Raw genomic sequence first — 14,423 nt, 5'->3', positions numbered from 1 at the left:
TGCCCGCCATGACGCGCTTTGCCGTCATCGCGCCGCCCTTCCTGAGCCACGTGCGCACGCTCGAAGGTTTAACAAGCGAGCTGTTGCGCCGGGGCCATGAGGTGACGTGGATCGCCCGCCCCGAGGTGCGCGCGCTCATCAGTGACCAGCGCATTGGCTTCAAGCCCGTGGGCCGGGGCGACGAGCCCAAGCGGCCGCTGTCCGAAGTGGCTGCGCGCGCGGCGCGGCCCGGCACGCCCTGGGGGCTGCGCCGCGTGATCCAGGACATGGCCGAGGGCACCGCGCTGCTGTGCCGCCACGGCCGGCAAGCCTTGCGGCAAGCCGGGGCGCAGGTGGTCGTTGCCGACCAGATGGAGGCCGCCGGCGGCCTGCTGGCCGAGTCGCTGGGGCTACCCTGCGTGTCCGTGGCCTGCGCGCTGCCGGTCAACCGCGAGCCGCTGGTGCCGCTGCCCGTCATGCCCTGGCGCTACGAGGACAGCGAGCGCGCCCGCCACCGCAACGAGGCCAGCACGCGCGTCTACGACTGGATGATGGCGCCGCATGCCCGCGCCATCGCCGAGTCGGCCCGGCTGCTGGGCCTGCCGCCGCGCACGCACCTGGCGCAGTGCCTCTCGACGCAGTTGCAGATCAGCCAGACCACGCCGGGCTTCGATTTCCCGCGCACCCAATTGCCGCCGTGCTTCCACGCCGTTGGGCCGCTGCGCCCGCCGCCGCGGGACGAGCCGCCGCTGGTGCTGCCCGTGCGCGACGGCAAGGCTTTCATCTTCGCCTCGCTGGGAACCATGCAGGGCGGGCGCCTGGCGCTGTTCCAGCGCATCGCCCGCGCCTGCCGCGAGTTGGATGCGCAACTGCTGCTGGCGCACTGCGGCTGGCTGGACGCGGCGCAGGTGGAAGCCGTGCGGGCCGCGGGCGCGACCTGGGTGACGGATTTCGCCCCGCAGCGCGCGGCGCTGGCGCGCGCCGATGCGGTGGTCAGCCACGGCGGGCTCAACACGGTGCTGGACGCGCTGGTGGCCGGCACGCCCATGCTGGCGCTGCCCATCGCCTTCGACCACCCCGGCGCCGCGGCGCGCCTGGTGCACGCGGGCGCGGGCCTGAGCCTGTCGCCGCGGCTGGCCACGGCGGGGGCCATTCGCCGGCGCTTGCAGCGCTTGCTCACGGACACGCCCTTCCGTGCCAACGCGCGCAGGCTGGGCGCCGAGGTGGCCACCGCCGGCGGCGCCGTGCGGGCGGTCACGCTCATGGAACAGATTTTCGGGCTCCCATCGCCCGCGGAGGTGCGGCTTGCCGGCTGAACACGCGTTGCCCTTGGGTTCGGCGCTGGACGCGGACGTGATCCTCGTCGGCGGCGGCCTGGCCAATGGCCTCATCGCCTGGCGCATGTGGCAGGCGCGGCCGGACGTGCACGTGCTGCTGCTCGAAGCCGGCGCCACCTTGGGCGGCAACCACACCTGGTCTTTCCACCCCACGGACCTGAGCGCGGCGCAGCGCGCGTGGATAGCGCCGCTGGTGGCCCACCGCTGGGACGCGCACGAGGTGGTGTTCCCGCAATGCCGGCGCGTGCTGCGCGGCGGCTATGCCAGCCTCACCTCGGACCGTTTCCACGCGCAACTGTCGGCCGCGCTGGGCAACCGGGTGCGCTACGGCGTGCCGGTGGCGTCGCTCACGCCCACGCAGGTGCGGCTGGCCGACGGAGGCGTGCTGCGCGCGGGCGCGGTCATCGACGGCCGCGGCCTGCGCCGCAGCGCGGCGCTGTCGCTGGGCCACCAGAAATTCCTGGGCCAGGAGCTGGAGCTGCGCGAGCCGCACGGCCTCGCGCATCCGCTGCTCATGGACGCCGGCGTGGACCAGCACGACGGCTACCGCTTCGTCTACGTGCTGCCCTTCACCGCGACCACGCTGCTGGTGGAGGACACCTACTACGCCGACGCGACCACGCTGGACGTGCCGGTGCTGCGCGCGCGCATTGCCCGCTACGTGCAGCGCCACGGCTGGCAGGTGCGCCGCGTGCTGCGCGAGGAGCAGGGCGTGCTGCCCATCGTCCTCTCCGGCGACGTGCAGGCCTTCTGGCGTGAGGCCGCCGGCGTGCCCTGCTCAGGCCTGGCGGCCGGGCTGTTTCATCCCACCACGGGCTATTCCCTGCCGGACGCCGTGGCGCTGGCGGAACTGCTGGCCGCGCAATCCGATCTGTCGGCGGCGGCCCTGTTCCAGGCCGTGCGCCGCCACGCCCAGGAGCGCTGGCGCGCGAGAGGCTTCTTCCGCCTGCTCAACCGCATGCTGTTCCGTTCGGCTCAACCTCACCAGCGCTGGAAGGTCATGCAACGTTTCTACGGACTGCCGGAATCGCTCATCGCGCGCTTCTACGCCGCGCAACTCCATCCGCTGGACAAGCTGCGCATCGTCGCGGGCAAGCCGCCCGTGCCCTTGGGCGCGGCGCTGCGGGCGGCGCTGGACCGGCCGTCGTCCGGCCGCGTGGAGGTGCACCAATGAGCGGGGAGCGCCGTGCGGTGGTCATCGGCGCGGGCTTCGGCGGCATCGCGCTGGCCGTGCGGCTGCAGTCCGCCGGCATCCACACCACGCTGGTCGAGGCGCGCGACAAGCCCGGCGGCCGCGCCTACGTCTACGAGGACCAGGGCTTCACGTTCGACGCCGGGCCCACGGTCATCACCGACCCGTCGGCGCTGGAGGAGCTGTTCGCCCTCAGCGGCCGGCGGATGAAGGACTACGTGGAGCTGCTGCCCGTGTCGCCCTTCTACCGGCTGTGCTGGGAGGACGGCTCCTTCTTCGACTACGACAACGACCAGGCGCGGCTGGACGAGCAGATCCGGCAGCGCTGCCCGCAGGACGTGGAGGGCTACCAGCGCTTCCTGCGCTACTCGCGCGAGGTGTTCAACGAGGGCTACCTCAAGCTGGGCACGGTGCCGTTTCTCTCGTTCCGCTCCATGGCCGCCGCCGGGCCGCAGCTCATGCGGCTGCAGGCCTGGCGCAGCGTGTACGCCATGGTGGCGCGCTTCATCCACGACGAGCATCTGCGCCAGGCGTTCTCGTTCCACTCGCTGCTGGTGGGCGGCAATCCCTTCGCCACGTCCTCCATCTATGCGCTCATCCACGCGCTGGAGCGGCAGTGGGGCGTGTGGTTCCCGCGCGGCGGCACCGGCGCCCTGGTGCGGGCGCTTGTAAAACTGTTCGAGGACCTGGGCGGCACGGTGCGGCTGAACGCGCCGGTGGAGCGCATCGAGCTGCGCGACGGGCGGGCCTGCGGCGTGGTGCTGCGCGGCGGCGAGCGGCTGGCGGCGGACCGCGTGGCCTCCAACGCCGACGTGGTCCACACCTACGAGCGCCTGCTGGGCCACGAGCCGCGCGGCGTGGCGCAGGCCAAGGCGCTCAAGGGCAAGCGCTTCAGCATGTCGCTGCTGGTCATCCATTTCGGCCTGCGCCGCCACCACGCGCACTTGCGCCACCACATGGTGTGCTTCGGCCAGCGCTACCGCGAGCTGATCAAGGAAATCTTCGCCGGGCCGTTGCCCGACGATTTTTCGCTCTACCTGCATTCGCCCTGCGTCACCGACCCCTCGCTGGCGCCGCCGGGCTGCGGCAGCCACTACGTGCTGGCGCCCGTGCCGCACTTGGGCCACGCGCCGGTGGACTGGAGCGTGGAGGGCCCGCGCATGCGCGAGCGCATCCTGCAGTACCTGGAGGAGCGCCACATGCCGGGGCTGCGCGGCGACCTGGTGACCTGCCGCATCTTCACGCCGGCCGATTTCCGCGACGAGCTCCATGCCCATCTCGGCTCGGCCTTCTCGCTGGAGCCGGTGCTCACGCAAAGCGCGTGGTTCCGGCCGCACAACCGCGATGCCGTCATCCCCAACCTCTACATCGCCGGTGCGGGCACGCACCCGGGCGCGGGCGTGCCGGGCGTGGTGGGCTCGGCCAAGGCGACGGCAGGGCTGATGCTGGAGGACATGGCATGAGTGCGATCCGACACACCGCCACCGCCGACCGCGCCCGCCGCGCGCTGCTGCGCCTCACGGCCACGCGCAAGCCGCCATCGCCGCTGACGCCACCGGCCGTGGACGCCGGCAGCCATGGCCGGCAGGTCATCCAGGCCGGCTCCAGCAGCTTTGCCGCCGCGGCCAGGCTGTTCGACCCCGGTACGCGCCGCAGCACCGTGATGCTCTACGCCTGGTGCCGCCACTGCGACGACGTGATCGACGGCCAGCAGCTCGGCCACGGCCAGCGCGAGGGCAGCCGCGACCACAGCCTGCAGCGCCTGCAGGAGCTGGAAACGCTCACCCGCCGCGCCTGCGCCGGCCGGCGCTGCGGCATCCTGGCCTTCGACGGGCTGGCCGAGGTGGTGCGGCAGCACGGCATTCCTCCCGCGCTGCCGCTGGAGCACCTGGCCGGCTTTCGCATGGACGTGGAAGGCTCGCGCTACGAGACGCTGGCGGACACGCTGCTCTACTGCTACCGCGTGGCCGGCGTGGTGGGCCTGATGATGGCCCGCGTGATGGGCGCGCGCGATGCGGCCGTGCTGGACCGTGCCTGCGATCTGGGCCTGGCCTTCCAGCTCACCAACATCGCCCGCGACATCGTGGAGGACGCCGCCATCGGCCGCATCTACGTGCCGCTGCAGTGGCTGCACACGGCCGGCGTTGCGGCGGACGAGGTGTGTGACCCGCGCCACCGCCAGGCGCTGGCCGGCGTCGCGGCGCGGCTGCTGGCCGCGGCCGATCCCTACTACGCCTCGGCGCGCGCGGGGCTGGCGGCGCTGCCGGTGCGCTCGGCCTGGTCGGTGGCCACGGCGCGCGACGTGTACCGCGAAATCGGCCGCAAGGTGCATGCGCGCGGCCCGCAGGCCTGGGACACGCGCGCCCGCACCAGCGGGGCCGAGAAGGCCTGGTTCGTGGCGCGCGGCATGGCCGTGGCGCTGGCCATGCGGGCGCTGCCGGCAGCGCCGCGGCCCGCCACCCTCTGGCAACGCCCGCAGCGCGCCTGAGTTTGGGCGCACCGCGGCGCCGGCTTCAGCGCGGCGCCGTGGGGGAGGGCGAGGACGCCGGCTCGCGGCTGCCCGCGCCTTCGCGCTGCGCCCGCAGCCTTTGCAGCTCCTCGCGCAGCCGCTGCGGGGGCGGCGCCCACAGGAAGCCGAAGGACACCGCGCCATCGCGGCTGCTCACCGCGTGGTGCAACCGGTGTGCTTGGTAAAGCCTTTTGAAATAGCCGCGCCGCGGCGTGATGCGCAGCGGCCAGCGCTGGTGCACCAGCCCGTCGTGGGCAATGAAGTACAGGACGCCGTAGGCCGTCATGCCCACGCCCACCCACAGCGGCACGGCGTGCCCTTGCATGCCGACCCAGATCAGCGCGATGGCGATGCCCGCCGACACCAGCGCATACAAATCGTTCTTCTCGAAAAGGCCCTGGCGTGGCGCATGGTGCGAGGCATGCCAGCCCCAGCCTATGCCGTGCATCACGTGGCGGTGCACCCACCATGCGAAGAATTCCATGGCGACGATGGTCAGCAGGACGATGGCGACGTTCAAAAGCATGGCCATGCGGGATGATGGTTGGATGGTGGGCAAGGCGCCTGCCCTGCAAGCGGCAGATTACCGCGACGAGGAGGCTGACGCTGTGACCGCACCGCTGGTGATGACGCTGCGCGGACTGCGCAAGAGCTACCGCCTTGGGCGGCATACCGTGCCCGCGCTGCAGGGCGTGGACCTGGACCTGCGCGCCGGCGAGATGCTGGCGCTGACCGGCCCGTCGGGCAGCGGCAAGACCACGCTGCTGAACATGTGCGGGCTCATCGATTTGCCCGACGCCGGCAATGTTTTGCTCAGAGGCGAGCCGGTGCACCGGTTGAGCGAACGGCACCGCGCGTTGCTGCGGCGCGACCTGCTGGGCTTCGTCTTCCAAGGCTTCAGCCTGGTGCCCGTCATGAGCGCCGCGCAGAACGTGGAGTACCCGCTGTTCCTGGCCGGCGTGCCGCAGGCCGAGCGCGACCGCCGGGTCGCCCAGGCGCTGGAGGCCGTGGGCCTGGCCGCCCATGCCCGCCACCGGCCGGACGAGCTTTCGGGGGGCCAGCGCCAGCGCGTGGCCATTGCGCGGGCCCTGGTGAAACGGCCGGCGCTGGTGATTGCCGACGAGCCCACGGCCAGCCTGGACTCGCACACCGCCGAGGCCGTGCTGGACCTCATGCGCGAGCGCTGCCACGAGGACGGCGTGACCTTTCTCTTCGCCAGCCACGACGAGCGGCTGTCGCGGTGCTGCGACCGCATCGTGCGGCTGCTGGACGGCCGCATCGAGGGCGCGCCGGCGGCCGTGCCCGTCAACGCCCGGAGCGCCGCATGAGGTGGCTCACCTTTGCCGCGCAGAACGTGCTGCGCAACCGCCGCCGCTCGACGGTGGCCCTGTTCATTACCGCGCTGGGCACGGCGGCGCTGCTGCTGGCCGGCGGCTTTGCGCTCTACACCTATGACGCGCTGGCGCAGGCCGCCGTGCGCGACAGCGGCCATCTGGTGGTCGGCACCCCGCGACACTTCGAGCTCGACGAGGCCGTGCCCCTGGAGCATGGCCTGGACGACGCCGACGCGCTGCGCAGGCAACTGCTGGCCGACCCGGCCGTGCGCCACGTGCTCGCGCGCGTGGAGTTCAGCGGGCTGGTGGGCAACGGCGAGAAGTCCGTCGGCATGGCCGCCATCGCCATGGACGCCGCGGCCGAGGCGCAGGCCAAGGGCGACTTCCTGCGCGTGGTGCAGGGCGCCATGCCTGCAGGTGGTGAAGGCGGCGAGGGCGGCTGGGTGCTGCTGGGCGCGGAGCTGGCGCGCACGCTGCGCGCCGAGCCCGGCGCCGCGCTCACGCTCATGGCCACGGGCACGCGCGGCACGCTGGAGTCCGCGGCGGTGAAGCTGCGGGCCGTGATCTCCACCGGCGTGCCGGACCTGGACCGGCGGCTGCTCTACACCGACCTCGCCACCGCGCAGCGGCTGCTGCAGACGCAGCGCGTCTCCGTGCTTTCGGTTTTCCTGCGCGGCATGGAGGACGTCGCGGCGGCGCAGGCGCGGCTGGCCGAGCGCCTGCCGTCGCTCACCGTGCGCACCTGGGAGGCGCAGGCCGGCTTCTACGACAGCGTGCGCGCGCTCTACCACCGCATCTTCGGCGTGATGGGCCTGGTGATCTTCGTGATCGTGGTCGTCGTCATCGCCAACGCCATGGCCAGCGCCGTGGTGGAGCGCACGCGCGAGATCGGCACCTTGCGCGCGCTGGGCACGCTGCCGCGGCAACTGCTCACCGCGCTGGCGCTGGAGGGCCTCATCCTCGGCGGTGCCGGGGCGCTGCTTGGCGCGGCGGCGGCGGTGGCGATCTCCACGCTGCTGCGGATCTTCCCCGTGCAGATGCCGCCGCCGCCCGGGCACAGCGTGGGCTATCCGCTGCAGATCGACCTGGAGGCGTGGCCCGTGCTCAGCACGGTGCTGACCATGGCGCTGCTGTCCATGCTGGCCTCGGCCTGGGTGGCGCGCCGCGCGGTGCGCCAGCCCATCGTGGAGGCGCTGGCGCACGTCTGAGGCCGGCGGGCCGGCACGGCCCAATACTCCTTTCGAACGATGCCGCGGCCGCGGCGGCTCGTTCCTGGGGATGAGCCGCCATCCTCCTTCGCGACGGCGCCGACTGGCCGTCGGATGGATGGGCGCGACGGGCAAATAACGAAAAACTCCTCCCCATGTCAACAAGAGGGGAGCTTCATGGCTGTACCCGTCACCACCGCCGCGGTCGCATCACAGCGTGACGCCGCGGCCACCCGCAGCCGCCAGGCGCTGTCGGTGCTGGTGGTCAGCACGCTGGCCTTCACGGTGTGCTTCATGGTCTGGATGATGTTCGGCGTCATCGGCATCCCCATCAAGAAGGCACTCAACCTCAACGCCACCGAGTTCGGCCTGCTCACCGCCACGCCCGTGCTCACCGGCTCGCTGGTGCGCGTGCCGCTGGGCATCTGGACCGACCGCTTCGGCGGCCGCATCGTCATGACGCTGCTCATGGCGTCCACGGTCCCGGCCATCTTCCTGATGGCCTACGCCACGCAGTACTGGCACTTCATCGCCATCGGCCTCTTCGTGGGCCTGGCCGGGGGCTCGTTCTCGGTGGGCACGCCTTACGTCGCGCGCTGGTTTCCCAAGAACCGCCAGGGCTTCGCCATGGGCGTCTATGGCGCTGGCAACTCCGGCGCGGCGGTGAACAAGTTCATCGCGCCGGCCATCGTGGTGGCCGCCGGCTGGGCCATGGTGCCGCAGGTGTACGCGGCCGTGATGCTGGGCACCGTGGCGCTGTTCTGGCTGTTCAGCCGCTCCGACCCGGCGCACCTGGTCACCAGCAAGGCCTCGTTCCGCGAGCAACTGCAGGCCCTCAAGGACCCGCGCGTGCTCAAGTACTGCCAGTACTACAGCATCGTGTTCGGCGGCTACGTGGGCCTGTCGCTGTGGATGGTGCAGTACTACGTGGGCGAGTACGGGCTGGACATCCGCGTCGCGGCGCTGCTGGCGGCTTGCTTCTCGCTGCCCGGCGGCGTGCTGCGCGCCATCGGCGGCTGGCTCTCCGACAAGTACGGCGCCCACTCCGTCACCTGGTGGGTGATGTGGGTGAGCTGGATCTGCCTGTTCGCGCTGTCCTACCCGCAGACCGACTTCACGGTGCTCACGGTCAACGGCCCGGCCACCTTCCACATCGGCCTGAACGTCTATGCCTTCACCGCGCTGATGGCGGTGCTGGGCGTGGCCTTCGCGTTCGGCAAGGCCAGCGTCTTCAAGTACATCGCCAACGACTACCCGACCAACATCGGCGCCATCAGCGGCATCGTGGGCCTGGCCGGCGGCATGGGCGGCTTCCTGCTGCCCATCCTGTTCGGCGCGCTCATGGACCTCACCGGCGTGCGCTCCAGCGCCTTCATGCTGCTCTACGGCGTGGTCTGGGTGTCGCTGATCTGGATGTACTTCACCGAGGTCCGCAGCCGCCCCGTGCTGGGCAGCGCCGCGGCCTGAGCCTCGAAGTTCCCCGGCGTCGCGCGCATCTCACTGTCCTTCTCCCACCCCCCCGCGCGCGACGCCACCTCTTTTCTTCTTCCGTCACACACGGAGAACCCTCATGAGTTCCACCTCTCCCTCCGCCGTCGCACTGGGTGCACGGCAGGGCCGCACGCTCCAGCACTGGGCGCCTGAAGACAAGGCGTTCTGGTCGCGCGAAGGCGAAGCCGTTGCCCGCCGCAACCTCTGGCTGTCCGTTCCCGCGCTGTTCCTGGCCTTCGCCATCTGGCAGGTCTGGAGCGTGGTGGCGGTGAGCCTGCCCTCGCTGGGCTTCCAGTACTCCACCAACCAGCTCTTCTGGCTGGCGGCGGCGCCCGCGCTCTCCGGGGCCACGCTGCGCATCTTTTATTCCTTCATGGTCCCGGTGTTCGGTGGCCGCCGCTGGACGGCCATCTCCACCGCCTCGCTGCTGATTCCCGCGCTGGGCATCGGCTTCGCGGTGCAGGACAACACCACCGGCTACCCCACCATGCTGCTGCTGGCGCTGCTGTGCGGCCTGGGCGGCGGCAACTTCAGCTCGTCCATGGCCAACATCAGCTTCTTCTTCCCCAAGGAGAAGAAGGGCGCGGCCCTGGGCGTCAACGCCGGCCTGGGCAATCTCGGCGTGTCGGTGGTGCAGTTCCTGTCGCCGCTGGTCATCGCCCTGGGCCTGTTCGGCGCCATCGGCGGCGAAGCACAGCAGATCATGAAGAACGGCGCCGCCTCCACCGTGTGGGCCCAGAACGCCGCCTTCATCTGGGTGCCGTTCATCGCGCTGGCAGCCGTGGCCGCCTGGTTCGGCATGAACGACATCGCCGACGCCAAGGCCTCCTTCGCCGCGCAGGCCGCCATCTTCCGCCGCAAGCACAACTGGCTGATGTGCGTGCTGTACCTGGGCTGCTTCGGCTCCTTCATCGGCTACGCCGCGGGCTTCCCGCTGCTGATCAAGAGCCAGTTCCCGGGCGTGAACCCGCTGGCCTACGCCTGGATGGGCCCGCTGACCGGCGCGCTCATCCGCCCCGTGGGCGGCTGGCTGGCCGACAAGCTGGGCGGCGCCCGCGTGACCGTCTGGAACTTCGCCGTCATGGCGCTGGCCGTGGTGGGGGTGCTGCACTTCCTGCCCACCAATGGCGTGGGCGGCAACTTCACCGGCTTCTTCGCCATGTTCCTGGTGCTGTTCATGACCACCGGCATTGGCAACGGCTCCACCTTCCGCATGATCCCGGTGATCTTCCTGAACCAGGCCCTGCGCGGCGTGGACCGCCATGACGCCGTGGCCGTGGCCCGCGCCACCAAGGAAGGCAACACCGAGGGCGCGGCCACGCTGGGCTTCACCGGCGCCATCGGGGCCTACGGCGGCTTCTTCATCCCCAAGAGCTACGGCACCTCCATCTCGCTGACCGGCGGCCCGGAGGCGGCGCTGTACTGCTTCATCGCCTTCTACGTTCTGTGCGTGGCCATCACCTGGTGGTTCTACGCCCGCAAGCACGCCGAGATGCCCTGCTGAGGCCGGCGCGAAGGCGCCCTCCACGACTCGCGTCGCATTCCCACGCATTACACGAGCAACGAGACATGAGCCACTTCCTTGACCGACTCACGCACTTCTCCCAGCCCAAGGAGGGTTTCGCCGACGGCCACGGCGTCACCACCGGCGAAGACCGCACCTGGGAGGATGCCTATCGCGCCCGCTGGCAGCACGACAAGATCGTGCGCTCCACGCACGGCACCAACTGCACGGGCTCGTGCTCTTGGAAGATCTACGTCAAGGGCGGCATCGTCACGTGGGAGACGCAGCAGACCGACTACCCGCGCACGCGGCCGGACCTGCCCAACCACGAGCCCCGTGGCTGCGCCCGCGGCGCCAGCTACAGCTGGTACCTGTACTCGGCCAACCGCGTGAAGTACCCCATGGTGCGCGGCCGGCTGCTCAAGCACTGGCGAGCGGCACGCGCCGTGGCCCAGAGCCCGGTGGATGCGTGGGCCAGCATCGTGGAGAACAGCGATGCGCGGCGCGAGTGGCAGCAGCAGCGTGGCTTGGGCGGCATGGTGCGCAGCACCTGGGACGAGGTCAACGAGATCATCGCCGCGGCCAACGTCTACACGGCCAAGAAGCACGGGCCGGACCGCATCATCGGCTTCTCGCCCATACCGGCCATGTCCATGGTCAGCTACGCGGCGGGATCGCGCTACCTCTCGCTCATCGGCGGCGTGTGCATGAGCTTCTACGACTGGTATTGCGACCTGCCGCCCGCCAGCCCGCAGACCTGGGGCGAGCAGACCGACGTGCCGGAGTCGGCCGATTGGTACAACAGCAATTTCATCATCGCCTGGGGCTCCAACGTGCCCCAGACGCGCACGCCCGATGCGCACTTCTTCACCGAGGTGCGCTACAAGGGCGCGAAAACGGTGGCGGTGACGCCGGACTACTCCGAGGTCGCCAAGCTGTGCGACTTGTGGATGCACCCCAAGCAGGGCACCGACGCGGCGCTGGCCATGGCCATGGGCCACGTCATCCTCAAGGAGTTCTACTTTGACAAGCGCAGCGCGTACTTCGACGACTACGCGCGCCGCTACACCGACCTGCCGTTGCTGGTGCAACTCGAAGAGCAGGCGCTCGCGGACGGCTCCACGGCGCTCGTGCCCGCGCACTACCTGCGCGCCAGCGATTTCAACGGCCACCTCGGTCAGGCCGAGAACCCGGAGTGGAAGACGGTGGCCATCGACGAGGCCGGCAAGGTCGTGCTGCCCAACGGCTCCATCGGCTTTCGCTGGAGCAAGGCCCAGGGCCAGTGGAACCTGGAGGCCAAGGAAGCCCGCCACGGCCAGGCCGTGAAGCTCAGGCTCTCCGCGCTGGAAGGCGAGGGCGTGGACGGCCTGGAGGCCGAGACCGCCCTGGTCGCCTTCCCGTACTTCGGCGGCCTGGACACGCCGCACTTCACGGCCAACAAGTCCGCCGGCGACGTGATCCGCCGCGCCGTGCCGGTGCAGCGCATCCGCCTGGGCAAGGCGGGCGAGCAGCGCAGCGCGCTGGTGGCCACGGTGTTCGACCTGCTGGCGGCCAACTACGGCGTGGCGCGCGGCCTGCCCGGCGAGAACGCGGCCCAGAGCTACGACGACGACCATCCCTACACGCCCGCGTGGCAGGAAAAGATCACCGGCGTGCCGCGCGAGCAGGCCATCACCGTCGCCCGCCAGTTCGCCGACACCGCCGACAAGACGCATGGCAAGTCCATGATCATCATCGGCGCGGCCATGAACCACTGGTACCACGCCGACATGAACTACCGCGGCGTGATCAACATGCTCATGCTGTGCGGCTGCATCGGCCAAAGCGGCGGCGGCTGGGCGCACTACGTCGGCCAGGAAAAGCTGCGGCCCCAAACGGGCTGGACGGCCCTGGCCTTCGCCCTGGACTGGCTGCGCCCGCCGCGCCAGATGAACTCCACCAGCTTCTTCTACGCCCACACCGACCAGTGGCGCTACGAGCGGCTGGGCGTGGACGAGATCCTCTCGCCGCTGGCCGACAAGGCCAAATTCGGCGGCAGCATGATCGACTACAACGTGCGCGCCGAGCGCATGGGCTGGCTGCCTTCCGCGCCCCAACTGCAGGCCAACCCGCTGACGCTGGCCGCCGCGGCGGCGGCCCAGGGCCTGGAGGCCAAGGACTTCGTGGTCCAGGGTCTCAAGGAGGGCTCGGTCAAGATGAGCTGCGAGGACCCGGACCACCCCGACAACTGGCCGCGCAACATGTTCGTGTGGCGCTCCAACATCCTGGGCTCGTCGGGCAAGGGCCACGAGTACTTCCTCAAGCACCTGCTGGGCACCACGCACGGCGTGCAGGGCAAGGACCTGGGCGCGGACGACGCCAAGCCCACCGAGGTGAAGTGGCACGCCCAGGCGCCTGAAGGCAAGCTGGACCTGGTGGTCACGCTGGACTTCCGCATGAGCACCACCTGCCTGTACTCGGACATCGTGCTGCCCACGGCCACCTGGTACGAGAAGAACGACCTCAACACTTCCGACATGCACCCCTTCATCCACCCGCTCTCGACGGCGGTGGACCCGGCGTGGCAGGCCAAGTCGGACTGGGAGATCTACAAGGGCTTCGCGAAGAAGTTCAGCGAGGTCTGCGTCGGCCACCTGGGCGTGGAGAAGGAGGTCGTGCTCACACCGCTGATGCACGACACCGCCGCCGAGATGGCGCAGCCCTTCGGCGTGAAGGACTGGAAGAAGGGCGAGTGCGAGCTGATCCCCGGCAAGACGGCGCCGTCCATCGCCGTGGTCGAGCGCGACTACCCCAACACTTTCAAGCGCTTCACGGCGCTGGGCCCCTTGATGGAGAAGGCGGGCAACGGCGGCAAGGGCATAGGTTGGGACACCAAGGACGAAGTGGCCCAGCTGCGCGAGCTCAACGGCGTGGTGCAGGACAGCGGCGTCTCCAGGGGCATGGCGAAGATCGAGTCCGACATCGACGCCGCCGAGGTCGTGCTGATGCTGGCGCCCGAGACCAACGGCCATGTCGCCGTCAAGGCGTGGGACGCGCTTTCCAAGCAAACGGGCCTGGAGCACGCGCATTTGGCGCTGCACCGCGAGGACGAGAAGATCCGCTTCCGCGACATCCAGTCGCAGCCGCGCAAGATCATCAGCTCGCCCACGTGGTCGGGGCTGGAAAGCGAGAAGGTCTCCTACAACGCCGGCTACACCAACGTGCACGAGCTCATTCCCTGGCGCACGCTCACCGGGCGGCAGCAGTTCTACCAGGACCACGACTGGATGCGCGCCTTCGGCGAAGGCTTCGTGGCCTACCGCCCGCCCGTGGACCTCAAGGCCGTGAGCCCGGTGATGGACCGCATGCCCAACGGCAACAAGGAGATCGCGCTCAACTTCATCACGCCGCACCAGAAGTGGGGCATCCACTCCACGTACAGCGACAACCTGATGATGCTCACGCTCAACCGCGGCGGCCCGGTCATCTGGCTCAGCGAGGTGGACGCGAGGAAGGCCGGCATCGTGGACAACGACTGGGTCGAGCTCTTCAATGCCAACGGCGCCATCGCCGCGCGTGCGGTGGTGAGCCAGCGCGTCAACGAGGGCATGACGCTCATGTACCACGCGCAGGAGAAGATCATCAACACGCCCGGGGCGGAGATCACGGGCACGCGGGGCGGCATACACAACTCGGTGACGCGCATCGTCACCAAGCCCACGCACATGATCGGCGGCTACGCCCAGTACAGCTACGGCTTCAACTACTACGGAACCATAGGCACCAACCGCGACGAGTTCGTCGTGGTGCGCAAGATGGCCAAGGTGGACTGGCTGGATGACGAGCCCGTTGCGGCCGCACACGCCTGACCCGCACCCGGGAAGAAACGG

Annotated in this window: 10 protein-coding genes; 9 read left to right on the top strand and 1 reads right to left on the bottom strand. The window is 70.3% G+C overall.

From position 1 onward, the window contains the following. Positions 1-8 precede the first annotated feature (8 nt). The 4 genes from ALA01S_RS05020 to ALA01S_RS05005 are packed head-to-tail and all read left to right on the top strand — an operon-like array spanning position 9 to position 4,996. The gene (locus tag ALA01S_RS05020) at positions 9-1,295 is read left to right on the top strand and encodes a glycosyltransferase (protein WP_066332894.1); all 1,287 of its coding nucleotides are present in this window, start codon (positions 9-11) and stop codon (positions 1,293-1,295) included. Beyond that, entirely contained in the window at positions 1,285-2,490 is a 1,206-nt protein-coding gene (gene crtY / locus ALA01S_RS05015) for a lycopene beta-cyclase CrtY (RefSeq protein ID WP_238455700.1), read from the top strand. Before ALA01S_RS05020 ends, crtY begins: the two co-directional genes overlap by 11 nt. Then, a complete protein-coding gene (locus ALA01S_RS05010; RefSeq protein ID WP_066332883.1) occupies positions 2,487-3,971 on the top strand; it encodes a phytoene desaturase in 1,485 nt (494 codons plus the stop codon). The genes crtY and ALA01S_RS05010 overlap by 4 nt, the downstream gene beginning before the upstream one ends. Continuing rightward, complete coding sequence (locus ALA01S_RS05005) at positions 3,968-4,996, top strand: phytoene/squalene synthase family protein (protein WP_084267231.1); 1,029 nt, start codon at positions 3,968-3,970, stop codon at positions 4,994-4,996. Before ALA01S_RS05010 ends, ALA01S_RS05005 begins: the two co-directional genes overlap by 4 nt. Positions 4,997-5,021: 25 nt before the next feature. Here ALA01S_RS05005 and ALA01S_RS05000 read toward each other — a convergent pair whose 3' ends face one another. Beyond that, on the bottom strand, positions 5,022-5,549 hold the full coding sequence (locus ALA01S_RS05000) for a sterol desaturase family protein (RefSeq protein WP_066332881.1): 528 nt from the start codon (positions 5,547-5,549) through the stop codon (positions 5,022-5,024). A gap of 94 nt (positions 5,550-5,643) precedes the next feature. On the opposite strand from ALA01S_RS05000, the gene ALA01S_RS04995 reads away from it, so the two are divergent. The 5 genes from ALA01S_RS04995 to ALA01S_RS04975 all read left to right on the top strand — a co-directional run bounded on the left by ALA01S_RS04995 (position 5,644) and on the right by ALA01S_RS04975 (position 14,402). Continuing rightward, positions 5,644-6,345, top strand: coding sequence for an ABC transporter ATP-binding protein (locus ALA01S_RS04995; protein ID WP_066332995.1), 702 nt, complete (start codon positions 5,644-5,646; stop codon positions 6,343-6,345). Further along, positions 6,342-7,559: an ABC transporter permease gene (locus ALA01S_RS04990; RefSeq protein ID WP_066332877.1), complete on the top strand. Its 1,218-nt coding sequence runs from the start codon at positions 6,342-6,344 to the stop codon at positions 7,557-7,559. The genes ALA01S_RS04995 and ALA01S_RS04990 overlap by 4 nt, the downstream gene beginning before the upstream one ends. Positions 7,560-7,736: 177 nt before the next feature. After that, positions 7,737-9,026 (top strand): MFS transporter, encoded by a 1,290-nt coding sequence (locus tag ALA01S_RS04985; RefSeq protein WP_066332874.1) that lies wholly within the window; start codon positions 7,737-7,739, stop codon positions 9,024-9,026. 103 nt (positions 9,027-9,129) lie between these two features. Beyond that, positions 9,130-10,554, top strand: coding sequence for a NarK family nitrate/nitrite MFS transporter (locus ALA01S_RS04980; protein WP_066332872.1), 1,425 nt, complete (start codon positions 9,130-9,132; stop codon positions 10,552-10,554). Positions 10,555-10,619: 65 nt separating this feature from the next. Beyond that, positions 10,620-14,402, top strand: coding sequence for a nitrate reductase subunit alpha (locus ALA01S_RS04975; RefSeq protein WP_066332870.1), 3,783 nt, complete (start codon positions 10,620-10,622; stop codon positions 14,400-14,402). Positions 14,403-14,423: the final 21 nt, after the last annotated feature.

Source organism: Azohydromonas lata NBRC 102462 (genome assembly GCF_001571085.1).
Classification (GTDB): domain Bacteria; phylum Pseudomonadota; class Gammaproteobacteria; order Burkholderiales; family Burkholderiaceae_C; genus Azohydromonas; species Azohydromonas lata.
Note: the sequence above shows the minus strand (reverse complement) of the source record. Positions and strands in the feature narration are given on the sequence as shown.

Excerpts from the sequence above, each read along its gene's own strand:
- ALA01S_RS05010 (WP_066332883.1), top strand. The coding sequence starts at position 2,487 with ATGAGCGGGGAGCGCCGTGCGGTGGTCATCGGCGCGGGCTTCGGCGGC.
- ALA01S_RS04980 (WP_066332872.1), top strand. The coding sequence starts at position 9,130 with ATGAGTTCCACCTCTCCCTCCGCCGTCGCACTGGGTGCACGGCAGGGC.
- ALA01S_RS04990 (WP_066332877.1), top strand. The coding sequence starts at position 6,342 with ATGAGGTGGCTCACCTTTGCCGCGCAGAACGTGCTGCGCAACCGCCGC.
- ALA01S_RS04995 (WP_066332995.1), top strand. The coding sequence starts at position 5,644 with ATGACGCTGCGCGGACTGCGCAAGAGCTACCGCCTTGGGCGGCATACC.
- ALA01S_RS05020 (WP_066332894.1), top strand. The coding sequence starts at position 9 with ATGACGCGCTTTGCCGTCATCGCGCCGCCCTTCCTGAGCCACGTGCGC.
- ALA01S_RS05005 (WP_084267231.1), top strand. The coding sequence starts at position 3,968 with ATGAGTGCGATCCGACACACCGCCACCGCCGACCGCGCCCGCCGCGCG.
- ALA01S_RS05000 (WP_066332881.1), bottom strand. The coding sequence starts at position 5,549 with ATGGCCATGCTTTTGAACGTCGCCATCGTCCTGCTGACCATCGTCGCC.
- ALA01S_RS04975 (WP_066332870.1), top strand. The coding sequence starts at position 10,620 with ATGAGCCACTTCCTTGACCGACTCACGCACTTCTCCCAGCCCAAGGAG.
- ALA01S_RS04985 (WP_066332874.1), top strand. The coding sequence starts at position 7,737 with ATGGCTGTACCCGTCACCACCGCCGCGGTCGCATCACAGCGTGACGCC.